This window comes from Acidothermus cellulolyticus 11B, from assembly GCF_000015025.1.
GTDB lineage: Bacteria > Actinomycetota > Actinomycetes > Acidothermales > Acidothermaceae > Acidothermus > Acidothermus cellulolyticus.
On record NC_008578.1, the window covers coordinates 855,167 to 873,817 of the forward strand.

The following is an 18,651-nucleotide window of genomic DNA, read 5'->3' on the forward strand; positions in this document are numbered from 1 at the left end:
GGCCCGTACCGTTGCGGCATGCGTGGAATTCTCGAGCACCTCGGCCGGTGGCGTTATGCAGATCCCGGCCGTCGCGGTCTCACTGTTCTCGTCGGACTCGCCGTTCTCGCAGCCGGCGGCGGTGCGTGGTATGTGACCGCGGTCGCACCATCCGCCGCGTCTCATCCGGTGACGCCGATCGTGGCGTTCCCCACCGAACCGCCGCCTCTCCCCGACGCCTCCTCGGAATCAGTCAGCCCAGTGGAGTCTGCTGCCGGCGAAGCGGCGGCCGGTGGTACGGCGTCCGCGGTTGCGTCCGCATCCCTGGTCGTTGATGTCGTCGGCCGAGTTGCTCATCCGGGGTTGGTGACCCTGCCTCCCGGTGCACGAGTTTTCGACGCAGTGACAGCCGCCGGCGGCGTTCTGCCCGGGACCGACACGGTCGCACTGAATTTGGCAAGCCGCCTGGTGGACGGCGAGCAGGTGGTCGTCGGCATTCCGTTGCCGACGTCGGGTATCGGCGGCGTCCTTCCGGCCCGCGATGCCGGCGAACCACCAAGCGAGGCGTCCCGTCCAACCGCCGGTCAGGCCGCCGAGCACGGCCTCATCAACCTCAACACGGCGACACAACAGGAGTTGGAAACATTGCCGGGCGTAGGGCCGGTGCTCGCCGGAAACATTGTCGCCTGGCGGAACCGGCACGGGCGCTTCAGCAGCGTGGCGCAACTGCAAGAGGTGCCCGGAATCGGGCCCGCGAAGTACGCCCAGCTGCGGACCAGGGTTCGCGTGTGACCCGCAGCGTCGTGGACTCGTTTCCCGAGCTCGTCACCTCAGCGGCGTCAGCAGGGACGATACAGGCTCTCCGGCTGGCGATACCCGCTGCGGCGGCGTGGGTCGCTGCGGCGTTCGCGGTCGGCTGGAGTGCGTCAACCGGGCTGCGCGCCGGCGTCGGGTCAGGAATTCTCGCGGTCGCGGCATGGGGGGCATTCGGGCGCTACGCGGGCCGCCACCGAGGTGGTCTCGACGCGCCACCGGTTGTCTGGCTTTCCGTCGTCCAGCGGATTGTTGTCGCCGCGCTGGTATGCGCTTCGGGTGCATTCTTCGCGGTCGCGTGGCGGGTCGCCGCGATTTCCAACAGTCCCGTGGCACGGCTTGCCGCGGTGCACCAGACGGCGTACGTGGATCTGCGCATCGACAGTGACCCGCAGCCCCTGGTGGGCCGAGACGGCAGAGTCCGCGCAGCGTTTGCCGCCACCGTTCTCCGCGTTGACGACGAAGTGGGTCCGGGTGCCTTTCGGCTCCACGTACCGGTGTTCGTCGTGGCCCGGGATCCCGGGTGGTTCACCGTCCAGCCCAGTCAGCGGGTTCGGGCGACAGCGCACCTTTCGCCCGCGCGAGAACGCGCGTTGGAGGCGGCTGTTGCGGACGTTCGCGGTCCACCGACCATCCAATCGGGAGTGGTGTGGTGGCAGGCGCTGGCCGGGGCTGTACGCCGCGGCGTCCAGCGTGCGGCCCGGTCGCTTCCCGCCGGCCCGCGCGGCTTGCTCCCAGGCATCGTGGACGGCGACACCACCCAGCTCGCGCCGGACGTCCAGGCGGATTTCGCCACGACCGGAATGACTCACCTGGTCGCGGTCAGCGGCACGAATCTCGCGATCTTTCTTGGCGCGTGGTTGGGATTGCTTCGGCGCCTTACCTACCGTCGCCGGTGGCACCTGCTCTTCGGTGTGATGGGCATTCTTGCGTTCGTCGTGGTTGCGCGACCGCAACCCAGTGTGCTTCGTGCCGGCGCCATGGGATTGATTGCCCTGCTCGGTTCAACGATCGGCTCGCGGCTCTCCGCGCTTGCTGTGCTGTCTGCCGCGTCGCTGCTGCTCATTTACGCCAACCCGGCGTTAGCCCGCAGCTACGGTTTTGCGCTATCGGTCATTGCGACCGCGTCGCTGTTGGTCGGCGCGCCGCCGTTGAGCAGGTGGATGGGTCGACGCATTCCGGCGTGGCTGGCAGCGGCGACAGCCGTGCCGCTTGCTGCAGCTCTGGGTTGCGCACCTCTCATTGTCTCCTTTACCGGGCGGGTCAGCGTTTTTACCGTTCCGGCGAACCTTCTCGCGGAAGCTGCGGTGGGACCGGCAACGATTCTCGGCATTCTCACCGGCGCAGTAGCCGTCGTCTGGCCGTGGGCGGGGAGCGTTGTCGCCCATCTCGCCGGTATTCCCTGCGCGTGGATTATCTGGGTCGCACACTTCTTCGCCCGGCTTCCCGGAGCGACCATGCGGTGGCCTTCGGGTTTCGGAGGCGCGCTGAGTCTTGCCGTCGTCGAGGCGAGCGCCGTTCTTGCGATAAGGGGATTGGCAGCACGGCGGCGTCGCAGGACGGGCAAGCCGCGGACGGGTCCGCTGGCTGATGCACGGTTCGCAACGCCGGCTCTCACCGGATCCATCGCTCGCGATTGGCCCGTGTCAGACTGACGGTTGTGCCGGCTCCCGGTTCACGATCCAGGCGCTCGACCGCGCCGACCTCCGGTTCGGCCACGGTTGCCTCGTCACTCATTGTGATCATCGGTGATGAGGAGTTTCTCGTCGACCGCGCTGTGCGCCGTCTCATCGATGAAACGGTGGGTTCCGATCGCGCCAGCGCCGACGTTCTTCAGGTCGAAGCCGCCGAGCTCGACGGCGGGCGGCTGGCCACGCTCGTTGCGCCGTCATTGTTCGCAGACCAGCGCGTCGTCGTCCTTCGGAATGCTGATGCGCTGAGCAAAGAATCCGCGGACGAGCTTCTCAGCCTCTGCCGCCGGGCGGTCGATGATCCGACGCTGCACGTCATCCTCACCCATCGGGGGAAAACCAACCGAGGGAAGACCGTTCTGGAGGACGTTCTCGGTCTTGGCGCCCGGCGGATCGACTGCCCCCGGCTGACCCGGACCGGGGAGCGCATCGACTTCGTGCGCGGCGAATTCGCTGCTCAGGGACGGAGCATTTCCGAAGACACGGCCCGTGCGCTCGTCGATGCAATCGGTGCCGACGTTGCCGAGCTCGCTGCCGCCTGCGCTCAGCTCGCCGCGGACACCACCGGGCGGATCACAGCCGACGTCGTGCGCCGCTATTTCCGCGGCCGCGCCGATGCGAGCGGTTTTGCCGTCGCCGACGCCATTCTGGACGGCGAGCGCAGCGTCGCCTTGGAGCAGTTGCGCTGGGCGCTCGCAACCGGTACGGCCCCGGTACTGATCGTCGGTGCGGTAGCCCAGGGCTTGCGCGTGCTTGCTCGGGTCGGGTCAGCCGGCCGGGGCCGCCGGCCCGCCGATGTGGCGCGCGAGCTCGGTCTGCCTCCCTGGCGTGTCGACCGCGCCAGAGCGCAATTGCGGCATTGGACGCCGACCGCGGTCGCCGCCGCCATTGTGGCGACCGGCGCCGCTGACCTCGCTGTCAAAGGCGGGGGAGTCAACCCGGCATTCGCCCTGGAGAAGATGATCGAAGATATCGACCGCGCGCGCGTGACCCGCTGACGACCGTAGGGTGCGGTCCCGTTCTCGACCTTTGTCTGGGCGTGTTCTCGGCCTTGGCCCGGCCCGGTGTTCCGCCGCGACCCCGCGGTGCGTTCCGCCGCGACTCCTCGTCACCGTGGTCGGTGCTCGTCGCCGTCCGGCCAGGGTCACTCCGCGGCTTTGGCGGTCCCTTCGGTCGTTGTCGTGCGCCGGGCGGTTGTGCGCCGCGTCCCGGCCGCGGGACGAGTTGTCGCTCCTTGCGTCCCGGTCGACCGGGCGCGGGTGGTCGCTGACGACGTACGAGATCGGGCCGTGCCGCGCCGGGTCGCCTTGGGCTCCTCAGCGGGCGCGACCGGCGCGTGAGCCAACGCTGCAGCGCGTCGGGCGATCGCGGACTTCCGGTTCGCGGCCTGATTGCGGTGAATGACGCCCTTGCTGACCGCCTTGTCCAAGCTCCGGCACGCTCTGCGCATCAAGGCGATCGCCTCGTCGGTGCGGCCGGCGTCCGCCGCCTCACGGAACCGGCGGATCGCCGTCTTGAGCGCGGACTTCACCGCCTTGTTGCGCAGTCGCCGTCGTTCGTTCTGCCGGATACGCTTGATCTGCGACTTGATGTTTGCCACGCGACAGCCTCAATGATCTCGACGGATTCGGGTTGCGTGACCATGTGCCACGCAAGCGACCAGCGTACCTGCATACCGCCTCCGCCCTCCACCCACCCTGGGAGTCAGCCGCCGCGGCCGGGACCATGGTTGCCGCCGCGGCCGGGACCATGGTTGCCGCCGCGGCCGGGACCATGGTTGCCGCCGCGGCTGGGAGCCCAGGCCCGGGTCACCTGCGCCAGCCTGCGGTCGCCAGCCCACCGGCGATCGCCCCGCCGCTGCGGCGCCCCGGTGCTGCCCGGGTCGCCCTCAACCGCGACCGGCTGCCACGTGCGACGATGAAGACCGCGTAGCCCGCGCCGCTGCGACGCCAAACCGCGTAGCTCTGCCGCTACGAATCCGTGGAGATTGCCCGTGCCCGACCGTACCGACCCCGCGGTGATCCGCAACTTCTGCATCATCGCGCACATCGACCATGGCAAGTCCACCCTGGCTGACCGGATGCTGCAAATCACCGGTGTGGTGGACGAACGAACGATGCGCGCCCAGTACCTGGACCGGATGGACATCGAACGCGAGCGGGGCATCACGATCAAAAGTCAGGCGGTTCGCTTGCCGTGGCGCGCAGGCGACCGGGAGTACGTGCTCAATCTCATCGATACTCCCGGTCACGTCGACTTCACGTACGAGGTCTCCCGGTCGCTGGCGGCCTGCGAAGGCGCGGTGCTCCTGGTCGACGCCGCTCAGGGCATTGAGGCGCAGACGCTGGCAAACCTCTACTTGACGCTGGCCGCCGACCTGCACATCATCCCCGTCCTCAACAAGATTGACCTTCCGCAGGCGCAGCCGGACAAGTACGCCGAGGAGCTGGCGCACATCATCGGGTGCGCCCCTTCGGATGTCCTGCGCGTGAGCGCGAAGACCGGGGAAGGGGTTCGCGAGCTGCTCGACCACATCGTCGCCGCCGTGCCGCCCCCGACCGGCGACCCGGACGCCCCGCCGCGCGCGCTCATCTTTGACTCGGTGTACGACGTGTACCGCGGCGTGGTGACGTACGTGCGAATGGTTGACGGCTACCTGTCGGCACGGGACCGGATTCTCATGATGTCGACCGGGGCCACCCACGAGCTGCTCGAGGTGGGTGTCATCTCACCGGAACCCCGTCCGACCGCGGGCCTCGGCGTCGGTGAGGTCGGCTATCTCATGACCGGGGTGAAGGACGTGCGCCAATCCCGGGTCGGTGACACGGTGACGTCGGCGGCCCGGCCGGCCCGGACCCCGCTTCCCGGTTACCAGCACCCCAAGCCGATGGTGTATGCCGGGCTGTACCCCATCGACGGTGACGACTACCCGCTGCTGCGCGACGCACTGGACAAATTGCAGCTGAACGACGCGGCGCTGACCTACGAACCGGAGACGTCAGCCGCCCTCGGCTTCGGTTTTCGCTGCGGGTTCCTCGGCTTGCTGCACATGGAAATCGTCCGGGAGCGGTTGGAGCGGGAATTCCATCTCGACCTGGTATCGACGGCCCCCAATGTCGTGTACCGGGTACGGCGGGATGACGGCAGCGAATTTCTGGTGACGAATCCCAGTGAGTTCCCGACGGGAAAGGTCGCCGAGGTCTGCGAACCCATCGTCCGTGCAACCGTGCTCACCCCCAGCGAGTACATCGGCGCCGTGATGGAGCTCTGCCAGAGCCGACGCGGCACGTTGCTCGGCATGGACTACCTCTCACCGGAGCGGGTGGAACTCCGCTACACGATGCCGCTCGCCGAAATCATCTTCGATTTCTTCGACCAATTGAAATCCCGCACCCGCGGGTATGCGAGTCTGGACTATGAACCGGCGGGTGAGCAGCCGGCCGATCTCGTGAAGGTCGACATTCTCCTGCAAGGGGAGCCGGTGGACGCCTTCAGCGCGATCGTGCCGCGGGACCGCGCCTACGCATACGGCGTGGAGATGACGAAAAAGCTACGGGAACTCATTCCCCGGCAGCAATTCGAAGTACCCATACAAGCGGCCATCGGCTCACGCGTGATCGCGCGGGAGAATATCCGTGCGCTGCGCAAGGACGTGCTCGCCAAGTGCTACGGCGGTGACATCACCCGCAAGCGCAAGCTGCTGGAGAAGCAGAAGGAAGGCAAGAAACGGATGAAGATGGTCGGCCGGGTCGAAGTCCCGCAGGAAGCGTTCATCGCGGCACTGTCGACGTCGCCGGTTGCGAAAGAACAGTAGACGGGTTTCGAGGGAGCGGTTGATGACGTCCGGCGGTCATGTCCTCTCGGTCAACACCGGGCGGATCCGCATGCTCCGCGATTTCCCCGACGTGGCGACCGCCATCGACAAGCGGCCGGTGGGGGACGCGGTCTTCGTCGGAGAACTCGGCGTCGACGGCGATGAGCAGGCGGATTCGAATCACGGGGGAGTGTTCCAGGCCGTTTACGCGTATGCGGTCGAAGACCTCAATTTCTTTGCGGCCGAGCTGGGACGGCGGTTGCATCCCGGCCAATTCGGCGAGAACCTGACGACCAACGGCGTCGATGTCAGCGGTGCACGGATCGGCGAGCGGTGGTCCATCGGCTCGGTGGTTCTCGAAGTGACGAAACCGCGGATTCCCTGCCGGACCTTCCAGATCTGGCTGGACGAGCCGCGCTGGGTCGCGAGGTTCACCGACTACGGCCGGCCCGGCGCGTACCTGCGCGTCGTCCGCACCGGATGGCTCCGCACCGGAGACCCTATTCGGATTGAGCGCCCCGACCACGAATGGACGATTGCGCGGGTCTTCCGCGCACTGACGACCGACCGGGCACTGCTGCCTGACCTTGCAGCCGACCCTGCGGTGCCGGAACAGCTGCGCACGGCAGCGGCGGCCCGGCTCGCCGGGTGAACCGGCCGTCCGCCGTCCGCCGGCGGTTAGCGGGACGTCGATCGATGTGACGAGTCGCGCAGGGCGAGGCCGGCGTGCTCAATCGCCGCTTCGACCCGCAGCCGTTCAATATCCCGCGCAATTCCGCTGGTTTCGGCGAGACAGTGGCCGATCTGGAGGGCGTGGCACGTCTCGGCGAGCACCTGGTCGTACGCGGCCAACGTCGCTATCAGCTTGGTGGCCTTGCCGGGCAGCGGGTTCGGATCGGCGTACTGGTCGAGCAAAGTCCGCAGCCGCCGCAGCCGGGCGGCGAGCTCCTCAATGGGCGCACCGGACGGCGTGCGTGGGCGGTCCGGCGTACCGCATCGTCGTCGCACTCCCCACCGGCCGGTTTGATACCACACCGGACGACGTCGCCTCCCTTACCGTTGTCCTCGATTGTGCGCTCGGCGGCGCTCGATCGCACGGAGGAAGCGGAACCGCTCCGGACTACGATGTCCTTTAAGTGACCATGAAAACAGCGACAATAGCTGAACCCGCTGCGACGCTGGCGGCAATGGACGGCGCGTCGGTCAGCGGAGAGCAGTTCGGGATCTACGTCCATGTGCCATATTGCGCGGCACGTTGCGGCTACTGTGATTTCAACACCTACACCGCCGCCGAGCTCGGCGGCCATGCCAGCCGGCTGACATTTGTTCATGACGCAATCGCCGAACTGCGGATGGCCCGTCGTTTCCTCAGCGGAGACGCGGTGGTGCAGACGGTTTTCTTCGGCGGCGGAACGCCGACACTTCTTCCCGCCGCGCATCTGATCGAGATCCTCCGGGTCATCGACGGCGAATTCGGCCTCGCCGCCGGGGCGGAGGTGACGGTCGAAGCCAACCCGGAATCCGTGGATGCGGAAATGCTGGCGCGTCTGGCGGCGGGCGGTTTCACCCGCATCAGCTTCGGCATGCAATCGGCCGTCCCGCGGATTCTTGCGCTCTTGGACCGGCGCCACACCCCCGGCACTCCGGAGCTGCGCGTCGCGCAGGCCTTCGCCGCGGGTTTTCAGCACGTGAACCTGGACCTGATTTACGGCACACCGACGGAATCTGACGCCGACTGGCGGCGGAGCCTGGAGGCCGCGGTTGCGGCCGGCCCCGACCACATCAGCGCGTATGCCTTGACGGTCGAGCCTGGGACGGCACTGGCTCGGCGGATCGCCCGCGGCGATCTTCCCGCCCCGGATGACGACGTCGCCGCCGATCGATACCGGTATGCCGACGAGTTCCTGTCGGCGATGGGTTATTCCTGGTACGAGATTTCCAATTGGGCCAGGCCGGGCGCCGAGTGCCGCCACAACCTCGGCTACTGGCGGGATGGTGTGTGGTGGGGCGTCGGGCCCGGCGCGCACAGTTTCATCGCCGGCCGCCGCTGGTGGAATGTCAAGCATCCGGCGGCATATGCCGAACGGCTTGCGGCCGGCGTCCTGCCGGTCGCCGGCGTTGAGGTGCTCTCCGACGCCGACCGACACGTCGAGGACGTCATGTTGCGGTTGCGACTGGCGGAGGGATTGCCGGCCGCGGCTCTCCGAGAAGGGGAGTACGCCGCCGCCGTTCGCGCCGCGGCCGACGGTTTGCTGGACGCCGATCGGCTCGCCGCCGGCCGCTGCGTCCTCACCCTCCGCGGTCGATTGCTTGCCGATACCGTCATTCGCGACATTCTGCACTGATGGCCCATGTCTTTTGCGTGAAGTGGTCCAACGGGCGGTTGGCGAAGTGTCCACATGTCCAGGACGGGTTTTCCATCGACCAACCGACTTGCGACGTAGTAGCGACATTGTCGGTTTACGTGTCGGCCGCGTGAACGAAGGTCTCCCAAGCCCAGGGGCGCCGTCACCATCAGGACCGCGCCGAGCGGCAGCGTATTTGCGGCGGCTGCTGACCGAACCGGGTCCATATCGGCGGCGTTGGCAGCAACACGCGCTGCGGTTGCGCGGGACACGGATAAACCAGGCGGCGGTCGCGCACGTCCTCGCCCGCCGGTTGTGGGAGGCCGGCGAACGTGACGAAGAACACGCGGATCTGCCCCGCGAACTCAAAGACCGGGTCGCCCGTGCGTTGCGCGGCGAGGTCCTCAGCCCGGCGACGCTCCGCCTTTTTATCGAGGCCTTCGATTTCACCGACACGGAAGCCGCCCGGCTCTGGCAGTTGCTCAGCGGACCCGACGCCGACACGCCCCGCGAGGCGGCGCGCGGCCGGCTTGCGCGCACCCTGCTGTGGAACGAGACCCTCTGGCTAGGGCCGGATGGTGCACCGCGGGAGCATCGGATGATTCACGTGCTCCAATCGCTGGTGGACGGCCTGGACAGCGAGATCTGGGTGGTCGACGCGGCGGCACAGCAGGTGGAGGTCGTGCACGGCGGGCGGCTCGTTGAGCTCGCCAGTACCGCGGCGCAGGAGTGCCGCGCGACCATCGAGTTTGACCATCCCCTGGGGAGCGGCGAGACGCTGCTCCTGGAATGCGTTGCCCGCTTCGCGTCCGGCCTGGACCGGCCGGTTGAATTCCGCCGCCGGGTCGACGAACGAGTGGAGAACCTGGAAATGCGCGTTCACTTCCATCCGGACCGGCTGCCTCGTCACGTGTGGTGGGTGGTGACGGGCGCCGGCATGTCCAGCCACCCCGAGACGGTTCTCCTGGACGCCGACCACGCCGTGTACCGTCGGCTCGCCCGGCTCGAGCACGCGACGGCGGGATTTCGGTGGCAGTGGTGACGTCCGATCCGCCGTAAACTGGCACTCGACAACCCTGAGTGCCAAACCCTGCGACCGCGCGGCAGGCCCGCGGTGGCTTCGCGGGAGGTGACGACCATGCTCGATGAGCGCAAACTCGAAGTGCTGCGTGCCATCGTGGAAGACTTCGTCTCCACCAACGAGCCGGTGGGCTCGAAGGCGCTTGTCGAGCGCCACCACCTGAAGGTCTCTCCCGCGACCGTCCGCAATGACATGGCCGCCCTGGAAGACGAGGGGTACATCGTCCAGCCGCACACCAGCGCCGGGCGGGTGCCGACGAAGAAGGGGTACCGGCTCTTCGTCGACCGGCTGTCGACGATCAAACCGTTGTCGGTTGCCGAGCGGCGGGCCATCGAACACTTCCTCGCCGGTGCGGTCGACTTGGACGACGTCATCAGCCGGACCGTGCGGTTGTTGGCCCAGCTCACCCGCCAGGTTGCCGTCGTGCAGTATCCGACCCTGGACCGGTCCGCCGTCCGTCACCTTGAGCTCATCCGGTTGAGCGGTACCCGGGTGCTTCTCGTCGTCATCACCGACACCGGCCGGGTCGAACAGCGCCAGATCGACCTGCCCGGCGAGTTGGAGGAAACCGATACCGCCGAGCTGCGGAATCGACTCAACGCGGCGATTGCCGGCAAACGGGTCGTCGACGTCCCGGATCTGCTTGCCACGTTTGCGGACGGGGAACCGCCAGCCCGGCGGTCAGCCGCCACGGCGATCGTCTCTGCGGTCCTCGACGCGCTCGTGATCCGCCGGGATGAACGGGTCGTCGTCGGCGGGGCGGCGAATTTGGCGCGCTTCCCCACGGACTTTCCGGAGTCCGTGCAGCCCGTGCTCGAGGCCCTCGAAGAGCAAGTCGTGCTGATCCGACTGCTCGGCGAGGCGACCCGGCCATCGGAGGTGTTGGTCCGGATCGGCGAGGAGGACGTCCACGAGGGTCTGCGATCCACGGCGGTGGTCAGCTCCGCGTACGGTAGTAAGGGTCGGGCGTTGGCCAGCCTTGGGGTCGTCGGTCCCATGCGGATGGACTACCCGACGACGATGGCCGCAGTCGCCGCGGTTGCGCGTTACGTGGGCCGCATTCTCGCCGAGAATTAGCGTGCGCGGCGCGGTGTCGGAGCACGCGTTCGGACCGGAAGGCGAAGGGTGAACGGTGGCTAAGGACCACTACGCCACTCTCGGGGTACGCCGCGACGCCACCCAGGAAGAGATCAAACGGGCGTATCGCCGTCTTGCCCGGCAGTTGCATCCGGACGTCAATCCCGATCCAGAGACCCAGGAGCGGTTCAAAGAGATCAATGCTGCCTATGAAGTGCTGTCGGATCCGGAGAAACGCCGGATTTACGACATGGGCGGCGATCCGCTCTCCCCGAACGGCGGTTACGCCGGCGGGCCGTTCGGTGACTTCGGATTCGGCGGTCTCTCCGACTTGATGGACGCCTTCTTTGGGACGGCGACCCGCGGTCCGCGGAGCCGGGTCCGGCGGGGCAGTGACGCGCTCATCCACGTGCAGGTCGACCTTGCGGACGTCATCTTTGGTGCGACCCGGGAGGTAACGGTCGACACCGCCGTCGTCTGCCCGACCTGCACCGGCGCGGGGACAGCGCCCGGCACGCATCCGGACACCTGCCCGATGTGCCGCGGCCGCGGGGAAATCAGTCACGTCACCCGGTCTTTCCTCGGCCAGATGATGACCACCCGACCCTGCCCGCAATGCGGGGGTGTCGGCACGGTGATCCGTCATCCCTGCCCGGAGTGCGCCGGCGACGGCCGCATCCGGGCCCGGCGCACGTTGGAGGTCGTCATCCCACCGGGTGTCGAGCACGGTGTCCGGCTGCACCTCGCCGGTGAGGGCGAGGTGGGTCCCGGCGGAGGACCGGCCGGGGATCTGTACGTCGAGATCGAGGAGCGCCGTCACCCGGTTTTCCGGCGGGACGGGACCGACCTGCACGCCACCCTGCAGATTCCGATGACCGCCGCGGCGCTCGGGACCACACTGACCCTGGAAACCTTCGATGGGCCGGTGGAGATCGACGTCAAACCCGGCACTCAGTCGGGCACGGTCATCGTGCTCAAAGGCAGGGGCGTCCCGCGGCTCCGCGGTTCCGGGCGTGGCGACCTGCACGTGCACCTGGAGGTTCTCACCCCGACGAAATTGGACGCCGAACAAGAAGCGCTGCTGCGCAAGCTCGCCGCGTTGCGCGGCGAAGAAATCGTCGACGGTGCGTTCAAATCCGACCAGCCGGGGTTCTTCTCCCGGATCCGGGATGCGTTCAACGGTCGCTGAGCCGCCGGGGTGCGCCGGAGCCGCGCGGCGGCAGGAGTTCGCGGCGTGACGCCCGCGGTCTTCGTCGTTGATGCCGGCTTGCTCGCCGCGGCGGATGTCGGGACTGAGCTGGTTCTGGACGGCGCCGAGGGCCGGCACGCGACCAAGGTGCGCCGTCTTCGCCCGGGCGAGCAGGTGGACCTCGTCGACGGCACTGGGCTTCGCTGCGCGGGACGGGTGTCGCGTTCCGACGGCGGCAAGCTTGTCGTCCGGCTGACGGCACGCCTTGTCGAACCGGTCCCGCAACCGCAACTGATCGTCGTCCAGGCTCTGGTCAAAGGTGACGCGGCGGATGAAGCGGTCCGGACGATGACCGAGGTCGGCGTCGATGGCATCGTGCCCTGGACAGCGGCTCGTTCGGTCGTCCGGTGGGACGCCGGCCGAGCCGCAGCCGCCCGTCACCGTTGGCAGCAGATCGCCCGCGAGGCGGGGAAACAAGCCCGCCGTGCCCGTTTCCCCGAGATCGCCGAGGTGGCGACGACCGCGGAAGTGTGCCGGCGGCTTCGCGGCGCAGCTCTTGGCATCGTCCTGCTGGAGACGGCATCGGAACGCGTGGGCGGTGTCACGGTGCCGCGTGCAGGCGACGTGGTCGTCGTCGTCGGACCGGAGGGCGGATTCCGGGACGACGAGGTCGACGCATTTCGTTCCGCCGGCGCGGTGTTCGTCCGGCTGGGTCCGACCGTCCTCCGGGCCGCGACCGCGGGAACGGTCGCGGCGGGAATTCTGCTGTCCCGAACGGACCGCTGGCACGGCGACTGACCGCTATCCCGAACGGACCGCTGGCACGGCGACTGACCGCTGTCCCGAACGGACCGCTGACACGCCACAGGCCGGAGCCGGCGTCCGGCCGCCCGGGACCGCTCGCCCGGACGCTGGAGCCGGCGTCCGACCGACTGGGACGCTAGGACCCCGACGCGGTCGGTGATCCCGCGACGACGGTGATGGTCTTGTCGTCCAGGTAGGTGATCGATCCGTCCTTCGCGGACAGTTCGTAGGCGCGGATCGTGTACGTCCCGGGTTGGAGTGTCACGGACGCCGACCAGTCGCCCTGGGCCGGCGCACCGACCGTCTGGGCGTGGCCGGAGGCGACAGTCTGGCCGTCCTGCTGGACGTCGAAATTCACTACACCCTCAAAGACGATCGCCTTGCCGCTGATCGTGACCGTCGCGGGACCGGTTCCCGTGGTCGTGATGACCTGACCCTGGGTCGGCGAGGTGATCCAGACATGGGAGAAAACCTCCCACGGCTGGGCAAGCGCGATCGGCTCAGTGATCGGCGACGCCCAGAGGCTGGTGATGTCGTGCCCGTTGATCCGCAGTTCCATCGCGGTGACCTGCGGGGCTGCGCCATGGATCGTGTACAGCAGCTGCTGGACACTGATGGCCCCGAGTCCCGCCGGGGGGGCCGGAGTGGACGGCACGGCCGACGGCGGCGCACTGGTCGGCGCCTGGGGCATGGTCAGGTCGACCACCACGGTCGAGTTGTGCAGTGTGACGCCGGCGAGTTCCGTGCCCGCCGGCCAATAGCTCGTGTAATCCGGGTCGTTCGGCGGCGTAGTTAGCAGGGCGCGGATTGCGTCGGCGATCACGGCCTTCTCCGGGGGCACCGGCCGGCTGACCACCTCCGGGAAGAGGAGCTGGTACGGATCGGCACGCCTGCCGACGTAGTAGAGCGTCAACTGGTATGTCGGTCCGACGGTTGGTGTGGGAGTCGGACTCATCGGAGCGGTGGAGCTCGGGATGGCCGACGGTGTCGGCGTCGTCGAGGGTGTCGTGGCAAGCGGTTGGCGGCCGCCACCATGGTGGGCGACGAGTACGGCGACGGCGACGACAGCGGCCGTGGCCAGTGCCGCGCCGGCCATCGCCAGCGGACGCCCGAAGCTGCGGCGCGCCGTGGCCGCTGTGCGGGCCCGAATCCGATCGAGCGCGTCGGCGGACGGCGTCACCGCGGCGGCCTCCTGTGCAAGCACCTCCCGGAGCCGGCGACCGGTCTCCGCCGTCCAGTCGTTCTCCTCGCGCCGGAACCTGCTCATTGCGGTGTCTCCCAGTTCGTCGATGAGGGGTATGCGGCGAGCCGGCCCCGGAGCGCGGCCAGTCCGCGGAACGTGTGGCTCTTGACGGCGCCTCGGCTGATGCCCAGCGTCCGGGCGATCTCTTGCTCGGAGAGGTCGGCGTAGTAGCGCAGGATCAAGGTTTCCCGCTGGCGGCGCGGCAGCGCCCGCAGGGCGGCGAGCACCTCTGCCCGATATGCCGCGGCCAGGGCTTCGTGCTCGGCGCTCGGATGGTCCGGCTGCGGTTCCAACCGGTGGCGGGCAACGACCCCGGAGTGACGCAGTGCTGATCGGCAGCTGTTGACCACCGATTGCCGGAGATAGCCGACTGCCTTGTCGGGATCACGCAGCCGCCGCCAGTGGGTGTGCATGGCCACGAAGGCGTCCTGCACGATTTCCTCGCCCTCCCAGGCATTCCCCACCAGGAGCGCGGCGAGCCGAACCAGCGAGGCGTAGTGCGCTCGGTACAACGCGACGACCGCTTGGTCGGCGTCGATCGGTTCGGCGGACGTGGTCACGGCGCTCCTTGAACCGATCGCGACGGCTTTTGTCATGCCGTATCGACGCGAACCCCGCTCGTCGGGTTTACCGGACCCAGCCCGGGGCGGCCGGGGTCGGAGCGACCCCGCGACTGCGGCCGGGCCTATACCGGCGCGGGCCGTTCCGACTCCACCGAGCGGCTTTCGCGGTCGTCGGCGTTCCGGTCGGTAGCCTGTCAAAGTGCGGAAGCGTCGGTGTCAGCGGGTGGACGGCGCGGGACCACCCCCGCTGTGAGCACCGACCGTGGGGAGGAACGGCATGTCGGACTGTCTTTTCTGCCGCATCGTCGCGGGTGACGTGCCCGCAACCATCGTGCGCGACTCGGCGCGAACCCTCGCGTTCCGCGACATTGCACCGCAGGCGCCGACGCACGTCTTGGTCATCCCCAAGGAGCACTACGACGACCTGCCTGCACTGACCGCCACGGATCTCGATCTGGCCGCCCAGCTGCTCCACGACGCTCACCGGGTGGCGGCGGCCGAAGGGCTCGTCGAAACCGGCTACCGGCTTGTCATCAACACCGGCCGGGACGCCGGTCAGACCGTGCCGCACGTCCACGTCCACGTTCTTGGTGGGCGGGCGCTCGGCCGGCTCGGTTAGCATGAACGGGCGGTAGTCCTTCAACTGTCGCGACGACGTGCCGGCGAGGCGGTTGACGAGACGTAGAAAGCGAGGCGTGAGCAGGCCGCAGGCCGATCTATGCGAGGCGAATCTTCTGCGACGGCGCGAAACTCCGACGTCCAGCAGACCCGGATCGTGGTCCCCGGCGCGCATCCGATGGTGAGCCTGCTCGGTGCCCGTGACGAGCTTCTGCACATCATCGAGCGCGCGTTCTCCAGCGACATTCACGTCCGCGGCAACGAGATTACGATTACCGGCGACCCGGAAGAGAACGCCGCGGTCGTCCGGCTCTTTGAGGAGCTCATTGCCTTGTTGGCGAACGGCGCCGTGCTGACGACAGACGACGTTGAGCGCAGTGTCGCCATGCTGCGGTCGGCGACACCGGAGCGTCCCGTCGAGGTCCTGACCCACGACATCCTGTCCGCGCGGGGTCGGACGATCCGGCCGAAATCGGTGAACCAGAAGCGTTACGTGGACGCCATCGACCGGCATACGGTGGTCTTTGCCATCGGACCGGCCGGAACCGGCAAAACGTACCTTGCGGTGGCGAAAGCGGTTCAAGCGCTGCAAGCCAAGAAGGTCAACCGGATCATTCTGACCCGGCCGGCGGTCGAAGCCGGCGAGCGGCTTGGATTCCTGCCCGGCACGCTGTTCGAGAAAATCGACCCGTATCTGCGGCCGTTGTACGACGCCCTGCACGACATGGTCGAGCCGGAATCCATTCCGCGTCTCATGCAGAACGGCACGATCGAGGTCGCGCCGCTGGCGTACATGCGCGGGCGCACCCTCAATGACGCGTTCATCATTCTCGACGAGGCGCAGAACACCACGCCCGAGCAGATGAAGATGTTCCTGACCCGGCTCGGTTTCGGGTCGAAGATGGTGGTGACCGGCGACATCACCCAGGTCGATTTGCCGCCGAATACGCGCAGCGGCTTGCGGGTCGTCCGGGAGATTCTCGCCGGCATTCCCGACGTGTATTTCGCCACTCTGGCAAGCGGCGACGTCGTCCGGCACAAACTCGTCAGCACGATTATCGATGCCTACGAACGGTACGACGCCGGCCGGGAATCCCCGTGAGGGTGTGACCGCACGTGACTGTCGAAATCGCCAACGAATCGGGGGTGGACGTCGACGAGCTGCGGCTGCTCGACCTCGCCCGGTACGTCCTTGACCGGATGCGGATTCATCCGCTCGCGGAGCTGTCGATTCTCTTGGTCGACGAAGGGGAGATGGCTGTCCTGCATGAGCGGTGGATGGATGAACCCGGTCCCACCGATGTGCTGAGTTTTCCGATGGACGAACTCCGTCCCGGGCGGCTGGATGTGGAGATCGATCCCGATGCTGAACCGGCGGTGCTCGGGGACGTGGTGCTCTGCCCCGCGGTTGCGAAGCAGCAGGCCCGTCACGCCGGCCACTCGACCCAGGATGAACTGGAACTCCTTACCGTGCACGGAATTCTGCACCTGCTGGGGTATGACCACGCGGAGGAGGATGCGGAGCGCGAGATGTTCGCGTTGCAGAGTGAATTGCTCACGGCATGGCGGGCCGATCGGAGAATCGCCGGCCGGCCCGGCCGCAAACGGTAGGCGGTCATGGTGGACGCCGTCTTGTTCACCCTCGCCGCCCTGCTCGTCGTGTTCGCCGGGGCGTGCGCGATGGCCGATTCCGCACTCTCCCGGGTACCCCGGGTGCACGTGGAGGAATTCACCCGCGACGGTCGGCGTGGCGCCAAGTCCCTGGCCAAGGTGATCAATGACGCATCGCATTACCTCAATCTCGTCTTGCTGCTGCGGGTGACCGCGGAGATGACGGCGGCGGTCATTGTCGCGGTCGCCGCGGTACGGATTTTCGGTTTGCATTGGCCGGTCGTCGTCGTGGTGTCGCTCGTCATGGTGGTGGTCAGTTACGTCGTCATCGGCGTGGCGCCGCGCACCATCGGACGCCAGCACGCGGACGGCGTTTCGCTCGCCGTCGCCCCGGTCGTCTACGGCCTGGCGCGTGTTCTCGGCCCGCTGCCCCGGTTGCTCATCGCATTCGGCAACGCCATCACCCCCGGCCGGGGTTTCCGGGAGGGGCCGTTCACCACCGAAGCCGAGTTGCGTGACCTCGTGGATTTAGCCGAAAAGGCCCGGGTCATCGAGCACGGCGAGCGGCAAATGATTCACTCGGTCTTCGAATTGGGGGACACGCTCGTGCGTGAGGTGATGGTGCCGCGGACGGACATCGTCTTCATCGAGAAAACGAAGACCCTGCGTCAGGCGATGTCCTTGGCGCTGCGCAGCGGATTCTCGCGGATTCCCGTTGTCGGAGAGAATGAAGACGACGTCGTCGGAATCGTCTACCTGCGCGACCTTGCAAAGCGCATTTACGAGTATCGGGAAGCGGAGACCCTGGAGCGCGTCGAATCGATTATGCGCCCGCCGGTGTTTGTGCCGGACAGCAAACCCATCGATGAATTGCTCCGCGAAATGCAGGCGGCGCGCAATCACGTCGCGATCGTCGTGGACGAGTACGGCGGCACGGCCGGGCTCGTCACGATCGAGGACATTCTCGAGGAAATCGTCGGGGAGATCACCGACGAGTACGACCTGGAGCGGCCGCGGGTCGAGCCGCTTGAGGACGGCACGGTTCGGGTGACCGCGCGGCTGTCGATTGACGAGCTCGAGGAGCTCTTCGGCGTGCAGATCGACCGCACTGACCACGAGGTGGAGACCGTCGGGGGATTGTTGGCCCAGGTTCTGGGTCGAGTGCCGATACCGGGGGCGCGGGCGGCGGTCGCCGGCTTGGAGCTCATCGCCGAGGGCGCGGCGGGCCGGCGCAACAAAATTGCCACTGTTCTCGTCCGCCGGCTGCCGGAGGCGCCGGAGGCGGCAGCGGAGACGGAGCACACCGCTGCTGCGGAGCCGGCCGACGCTCCGGGACGCGGCCCTTCCCGGGCCGACGGCGGCGACCCGGCCGTACCTAGCCAGCCGGCAGAGAATGGCGCGCACGACGCCGGTACGCCGGTCGCGGCGGCCCCGCGTGGTGACGGAGTACGCCGGTGAGCGCCGAGACCAATCAGCCCGGGCAGGCCACCCTTTCGGCCGAGGACGCCAAACTGGTCACGCTGGCCCGAGCGGCGCGGGCCCGCACCGGAGCGGCCGAGGCTGCCGCGCTCCGCGACACGACGGGACGCACCTATGTCGCCGTCGCGGTGGATTTGCCGTCCTTGCGGCTGCCGGCTCTCGCGGCGGTTGTCGTCGTCGCACTGGCGAGCGGGGTTGCGGACGTCGAAGCCGCGGCGGTGGTCGGCGTCCGGAGCACGCTCTCCGCGGACGACACCCGCGTCATCGCTGATCTTGCGACCGGAATTCCGGTGTACCTCGCCGCGCCGGACGGCGAGGTGCGCGCCACCGTGGTCGTGTGAGGG

The 18,651-nt window shown here is 68.0% G+C and carries 19 protein-coding genes and 1 pseudogene; 16 read left to right on the forward strand and 4 right to left on the reverse strand.

The features are described from left to right. The first annotated feature begins 18 nt into the window (after positions 1–18). The 3 genes from ACEL_RS03985 to holA all read left to right on the forward strand — a co-directional run bounded on the left by ACEL_RS03985 (position 19) and on the right by holA (position 3,481). Complete coding sequence (locus tag ACEL_RS03985; protein WP_011719609.1) at positions 19–771, forward strand: ComEA family DNA-binding protein; 753 nt, start codon at positions 19–21, stop codon at positions 769–771. After that, on the forward strand, positions 768–2,447 hold the full coding sequence (locus tag ACEL_RS03990; RefSeq protein WP_011719610.1) for a ComEC/Rec2 family competence protein: 1,680 nt from the start codon (positions 768–770) through the stop codon (positions 2,445–2,447). The genes ACEL_RS03985 and ACEL_RS03990 overlap by 4 nt, the downstream gene beginning before the upstream one ends. Before the next feature lie 83 nt (positions 2,448–2,530). Further along, positions 2,531–3,481: a DNA polymerase III subunit delta gene (gene holA, locus ACEL_RS03995; RefSeq protein ID WP_041834934.1), complete on the forward strand. Its 951-nt coding sequence runs from the start codon at positions 2,531–2,533 to the stop codon at positions 3,479–3,481. Between the two features lie 326 nt (positions 3,482–3,807). Here holA and rpsT read toward each other — a convergent pair. Next, positions 3,808–4,083 (reverse strand): annotated as a pseudogene (gene rpsT, locus ACEL_RS12910) (30S ribosomal protein S20); the annotation flags it as partial. Between the two features lie 44 nt (positions 4,084–4,127). Here rpsT and ACEL_RS04005 point away from each other — a divergent pair. Genes ACEL_RS04005 through ACEL_RS04015 form a run of 3 tightly spaced genes read left to right on the forward strand, consistent with a single transcriptional unit; the run spans position 4,128 to position 6,949 of the window. Next, positions 4,128–4,415: a hypothetical protein gene (locus tag ACEL_RS04005; RefSeq protein WP_011719613.1), complete on the forward strand. Its 288-nt coding sequence runs from the start codon at positions 4,128–4,130 to the stop codon at positions 4,413–4,415. A gap of 55 nt (positions 4,416–4,470) precedes the next feature. Continuing rightward, positions 4,471–6,297 (forward strand): translation elongation factor 4, encoded by a 1,827-nt coding sequence (gene lepA, locus ACEL_RS04010; protein ID WP_041834935.1) that lies wholly within the window; start codon positions 4,471–4,473, stop codon positions 6,295–6,297. 22 nt (positions 6,298–6,319) lie between these two features. Beyond that, positions 6,320–6,949, forward strand: coding sequence for an MOSC domain-containing protein (locus ACEL_RS04015; RefSeq protein ID WP_011719615.1), 630 nt, complete (start codon positions 6,320–6,322; stop codon positions 6,947–6,949). A gap of 26 nt (positions 6,950–6,975) precedes the next feature. On the opposite strand, the gene ACEL_RS04020 is transcribed toward ACEL_RS04015, so the two are convergent. Then, positions 6,976–7,332: a hypothetical protein gene (locus ACEL_RS04020; RefSeq protein ID WP_011719616.1), complete on the reverse strand. Its 357-nt coding sequence runs from the start codon at positions 7,330–7,332 to the stop codon at positions 6,976–6,978. Between the two features lie 107 nt (positions 7,333–7,439). On the opposite strand from ACEL_RS04020, the gene hemW reads away from it, so the two are divergent. The 5 genes from hemW (at position 7,440) to ACEL_RS04045 (ending at position 12,787) form a co-directional block, all read left to right on the forward strand. Continuing rightward, complete coding sequence (gene hemW / locus ACEL_RS04025; RefSeq protein WP_011719617.1) at positions 7,440–8,642, forward strand: radical SAM family heme chaperone HemW; 1,203 nt, start codon at positions 7,440–7,442, stop codon at positions 8,640–8,642. Between the two features lie 130 nt (positions 8,643–8,772). Then, complete coding sequence (locus tag ACEL_RS04030) at positions 8,773–9,684, forward strand: hypothetical protein (RefSeq protein ID WP_148204526.1); 912 nt, start codon at positions 8,773–8,775, stop codon at positions 9,682–9,684. A gap of 96 nt (positions 9,685–9,780) precedes the next feature. Further along, positions 9,781–10,800 (forward strand): heat-inducible transcriptional repressor HrcA, encoded by a 1,020-nt coding sequence (gene hrcA, locus ACEL_RS04035; RefSeq protein ID WP_011719619.1) that lies wholly within the window; start codon positions 9,781–9,783, stop codon positions 10,798–10,800. 55 nt (positions 10,801–10,855) lie between these two features. Next, the gene (dnaJ, locus tag ACEL_RS04040) at positions 10,856–11,989 is read left to right on the forward strand and encodes a molecular chaperone DnaJ (RefSeq protein ID WP_011719620.1); all 1,134 of its coding nucleotides are present in this window, start codon (positions 10,856–10,858) and stop codon (positions 11,987–11,989) included. A 45-nt stretch (positions 11,990–12,034) separates the two neighbouring features. Beyond that, a complete protein-coding gene (locus tag ACEL_RS04045) occupies positions 12,035–12,787 on the forward strand; it encodes a 16S rRNA (uracil(1498)-N(3))-methyltransferase (RefSeq protein WP_011719621.1) in 753 nt (250 codons plus the stop codon). Positions 12,788–12,929: 142 nt separating this feature from the next. Here ACEL_RS04045 and ACEL_RS04050 read toward each other — a convergent pair whose 3' ends face one another. Next, positions 12,930–14,060 (reverse strand): Gmad2 immunoglobulin-like domain-containing protein, encoded by a 1,131-nt coding sequence (locus ACEL_RS04050; protein ID WP_011719622.1) that lies wholly within the window; start codon positions 14,058–14,060, stop codon positions 12,930–12,932. Beyond that, positions 14,057–14,632 (reverse strand): SigE family RNA polymerase sigma factor, encoded by a 576-nt coding sequence (locus ACEL_RS04055; RefSeq protein WP_049751369.1) that lies wholly within the window; start codon positions 14,630–14,632, stop codon positions 14,057–14,059. Before ACEL_RS04055 ends, ACEL_RS04050 begins: the two co-directional genes overlap by 4 nt. Before the next feature lie 244 nt (positions 14,633–14,876). Here ACEL_RS04055 and ACEL_RS04060 point away from each other — a divergent pair, with 244 nt between their 5' ends. The 5 genes from ACEL_RS04060 to ACEL_RS04080 all read left to right on the forward strand — a co-directional run bounded on the left by ACEL_RS04060 (position 14,877) and on the right by ACEL_RS04080 (position 18,648). Then, on the forward strand, positions 14,877–15,218 hold the full coding sequence (locus ACEL_RS04060) for a histidine triad nucleotide-binding protein (RefSeq protein ID WP_011719624.1): 342 nt from the start codon (positions 14,877–14,879) through the stop codon (positions 15,216–15,218). A 99-nt stretch (positions 15,219–15,317) separates the two neighbouring features. Continuing rightward, positions 15,318–16,319 (forward strand): PhoH family protein, encoded by a 1,002-nt coding sequence (locus tag ACEL_RS04065; RefSeq protein ID WP_011719625.1) that lies wholly within the window; start codon positions 15,318–15,320, stop codon positions 16,317–16,319. A 14-nt stretch (positions 16,320–16,333) separates the two neighbouring features. Then, positions 16,334–16,828, forward strand: coding sequence for an rRNA maturation RNase YbeY (gene ybeY / locus ACEL_RS04070; protein ID WP_011719626.1), 495 nt, complete (start codon positions 16,334–16,336; stop codon positions 16,826–16,828). 6 nt (positions 16,829–16,834) lie between these two features. After that, entirely contained in the window at positions 16,835–18,286 is a 1,452-nt protein-coding gene (locus ACEL_RS04075; RefSeq protein WP_011719627.1) for a hemolysin family protein, read from the forward strand. Then, on the forward strand, positions 18,283–18,648 hold the full coding sequence (locus tag ACEL_RS04080; protein ID WP_011719628.1) for a hypothetical protein: 366 nt from the start codon (positions 18,283–18,285) through the stop codon (positions 18,646–18,648). The genes ACEL_RS04075 and ACEL_RS04080 overlap by 4 nt, the downstream gene beginning before the upstream one ends. Positions 18,649–18,651: the final 3 nt, after the last annotated feature.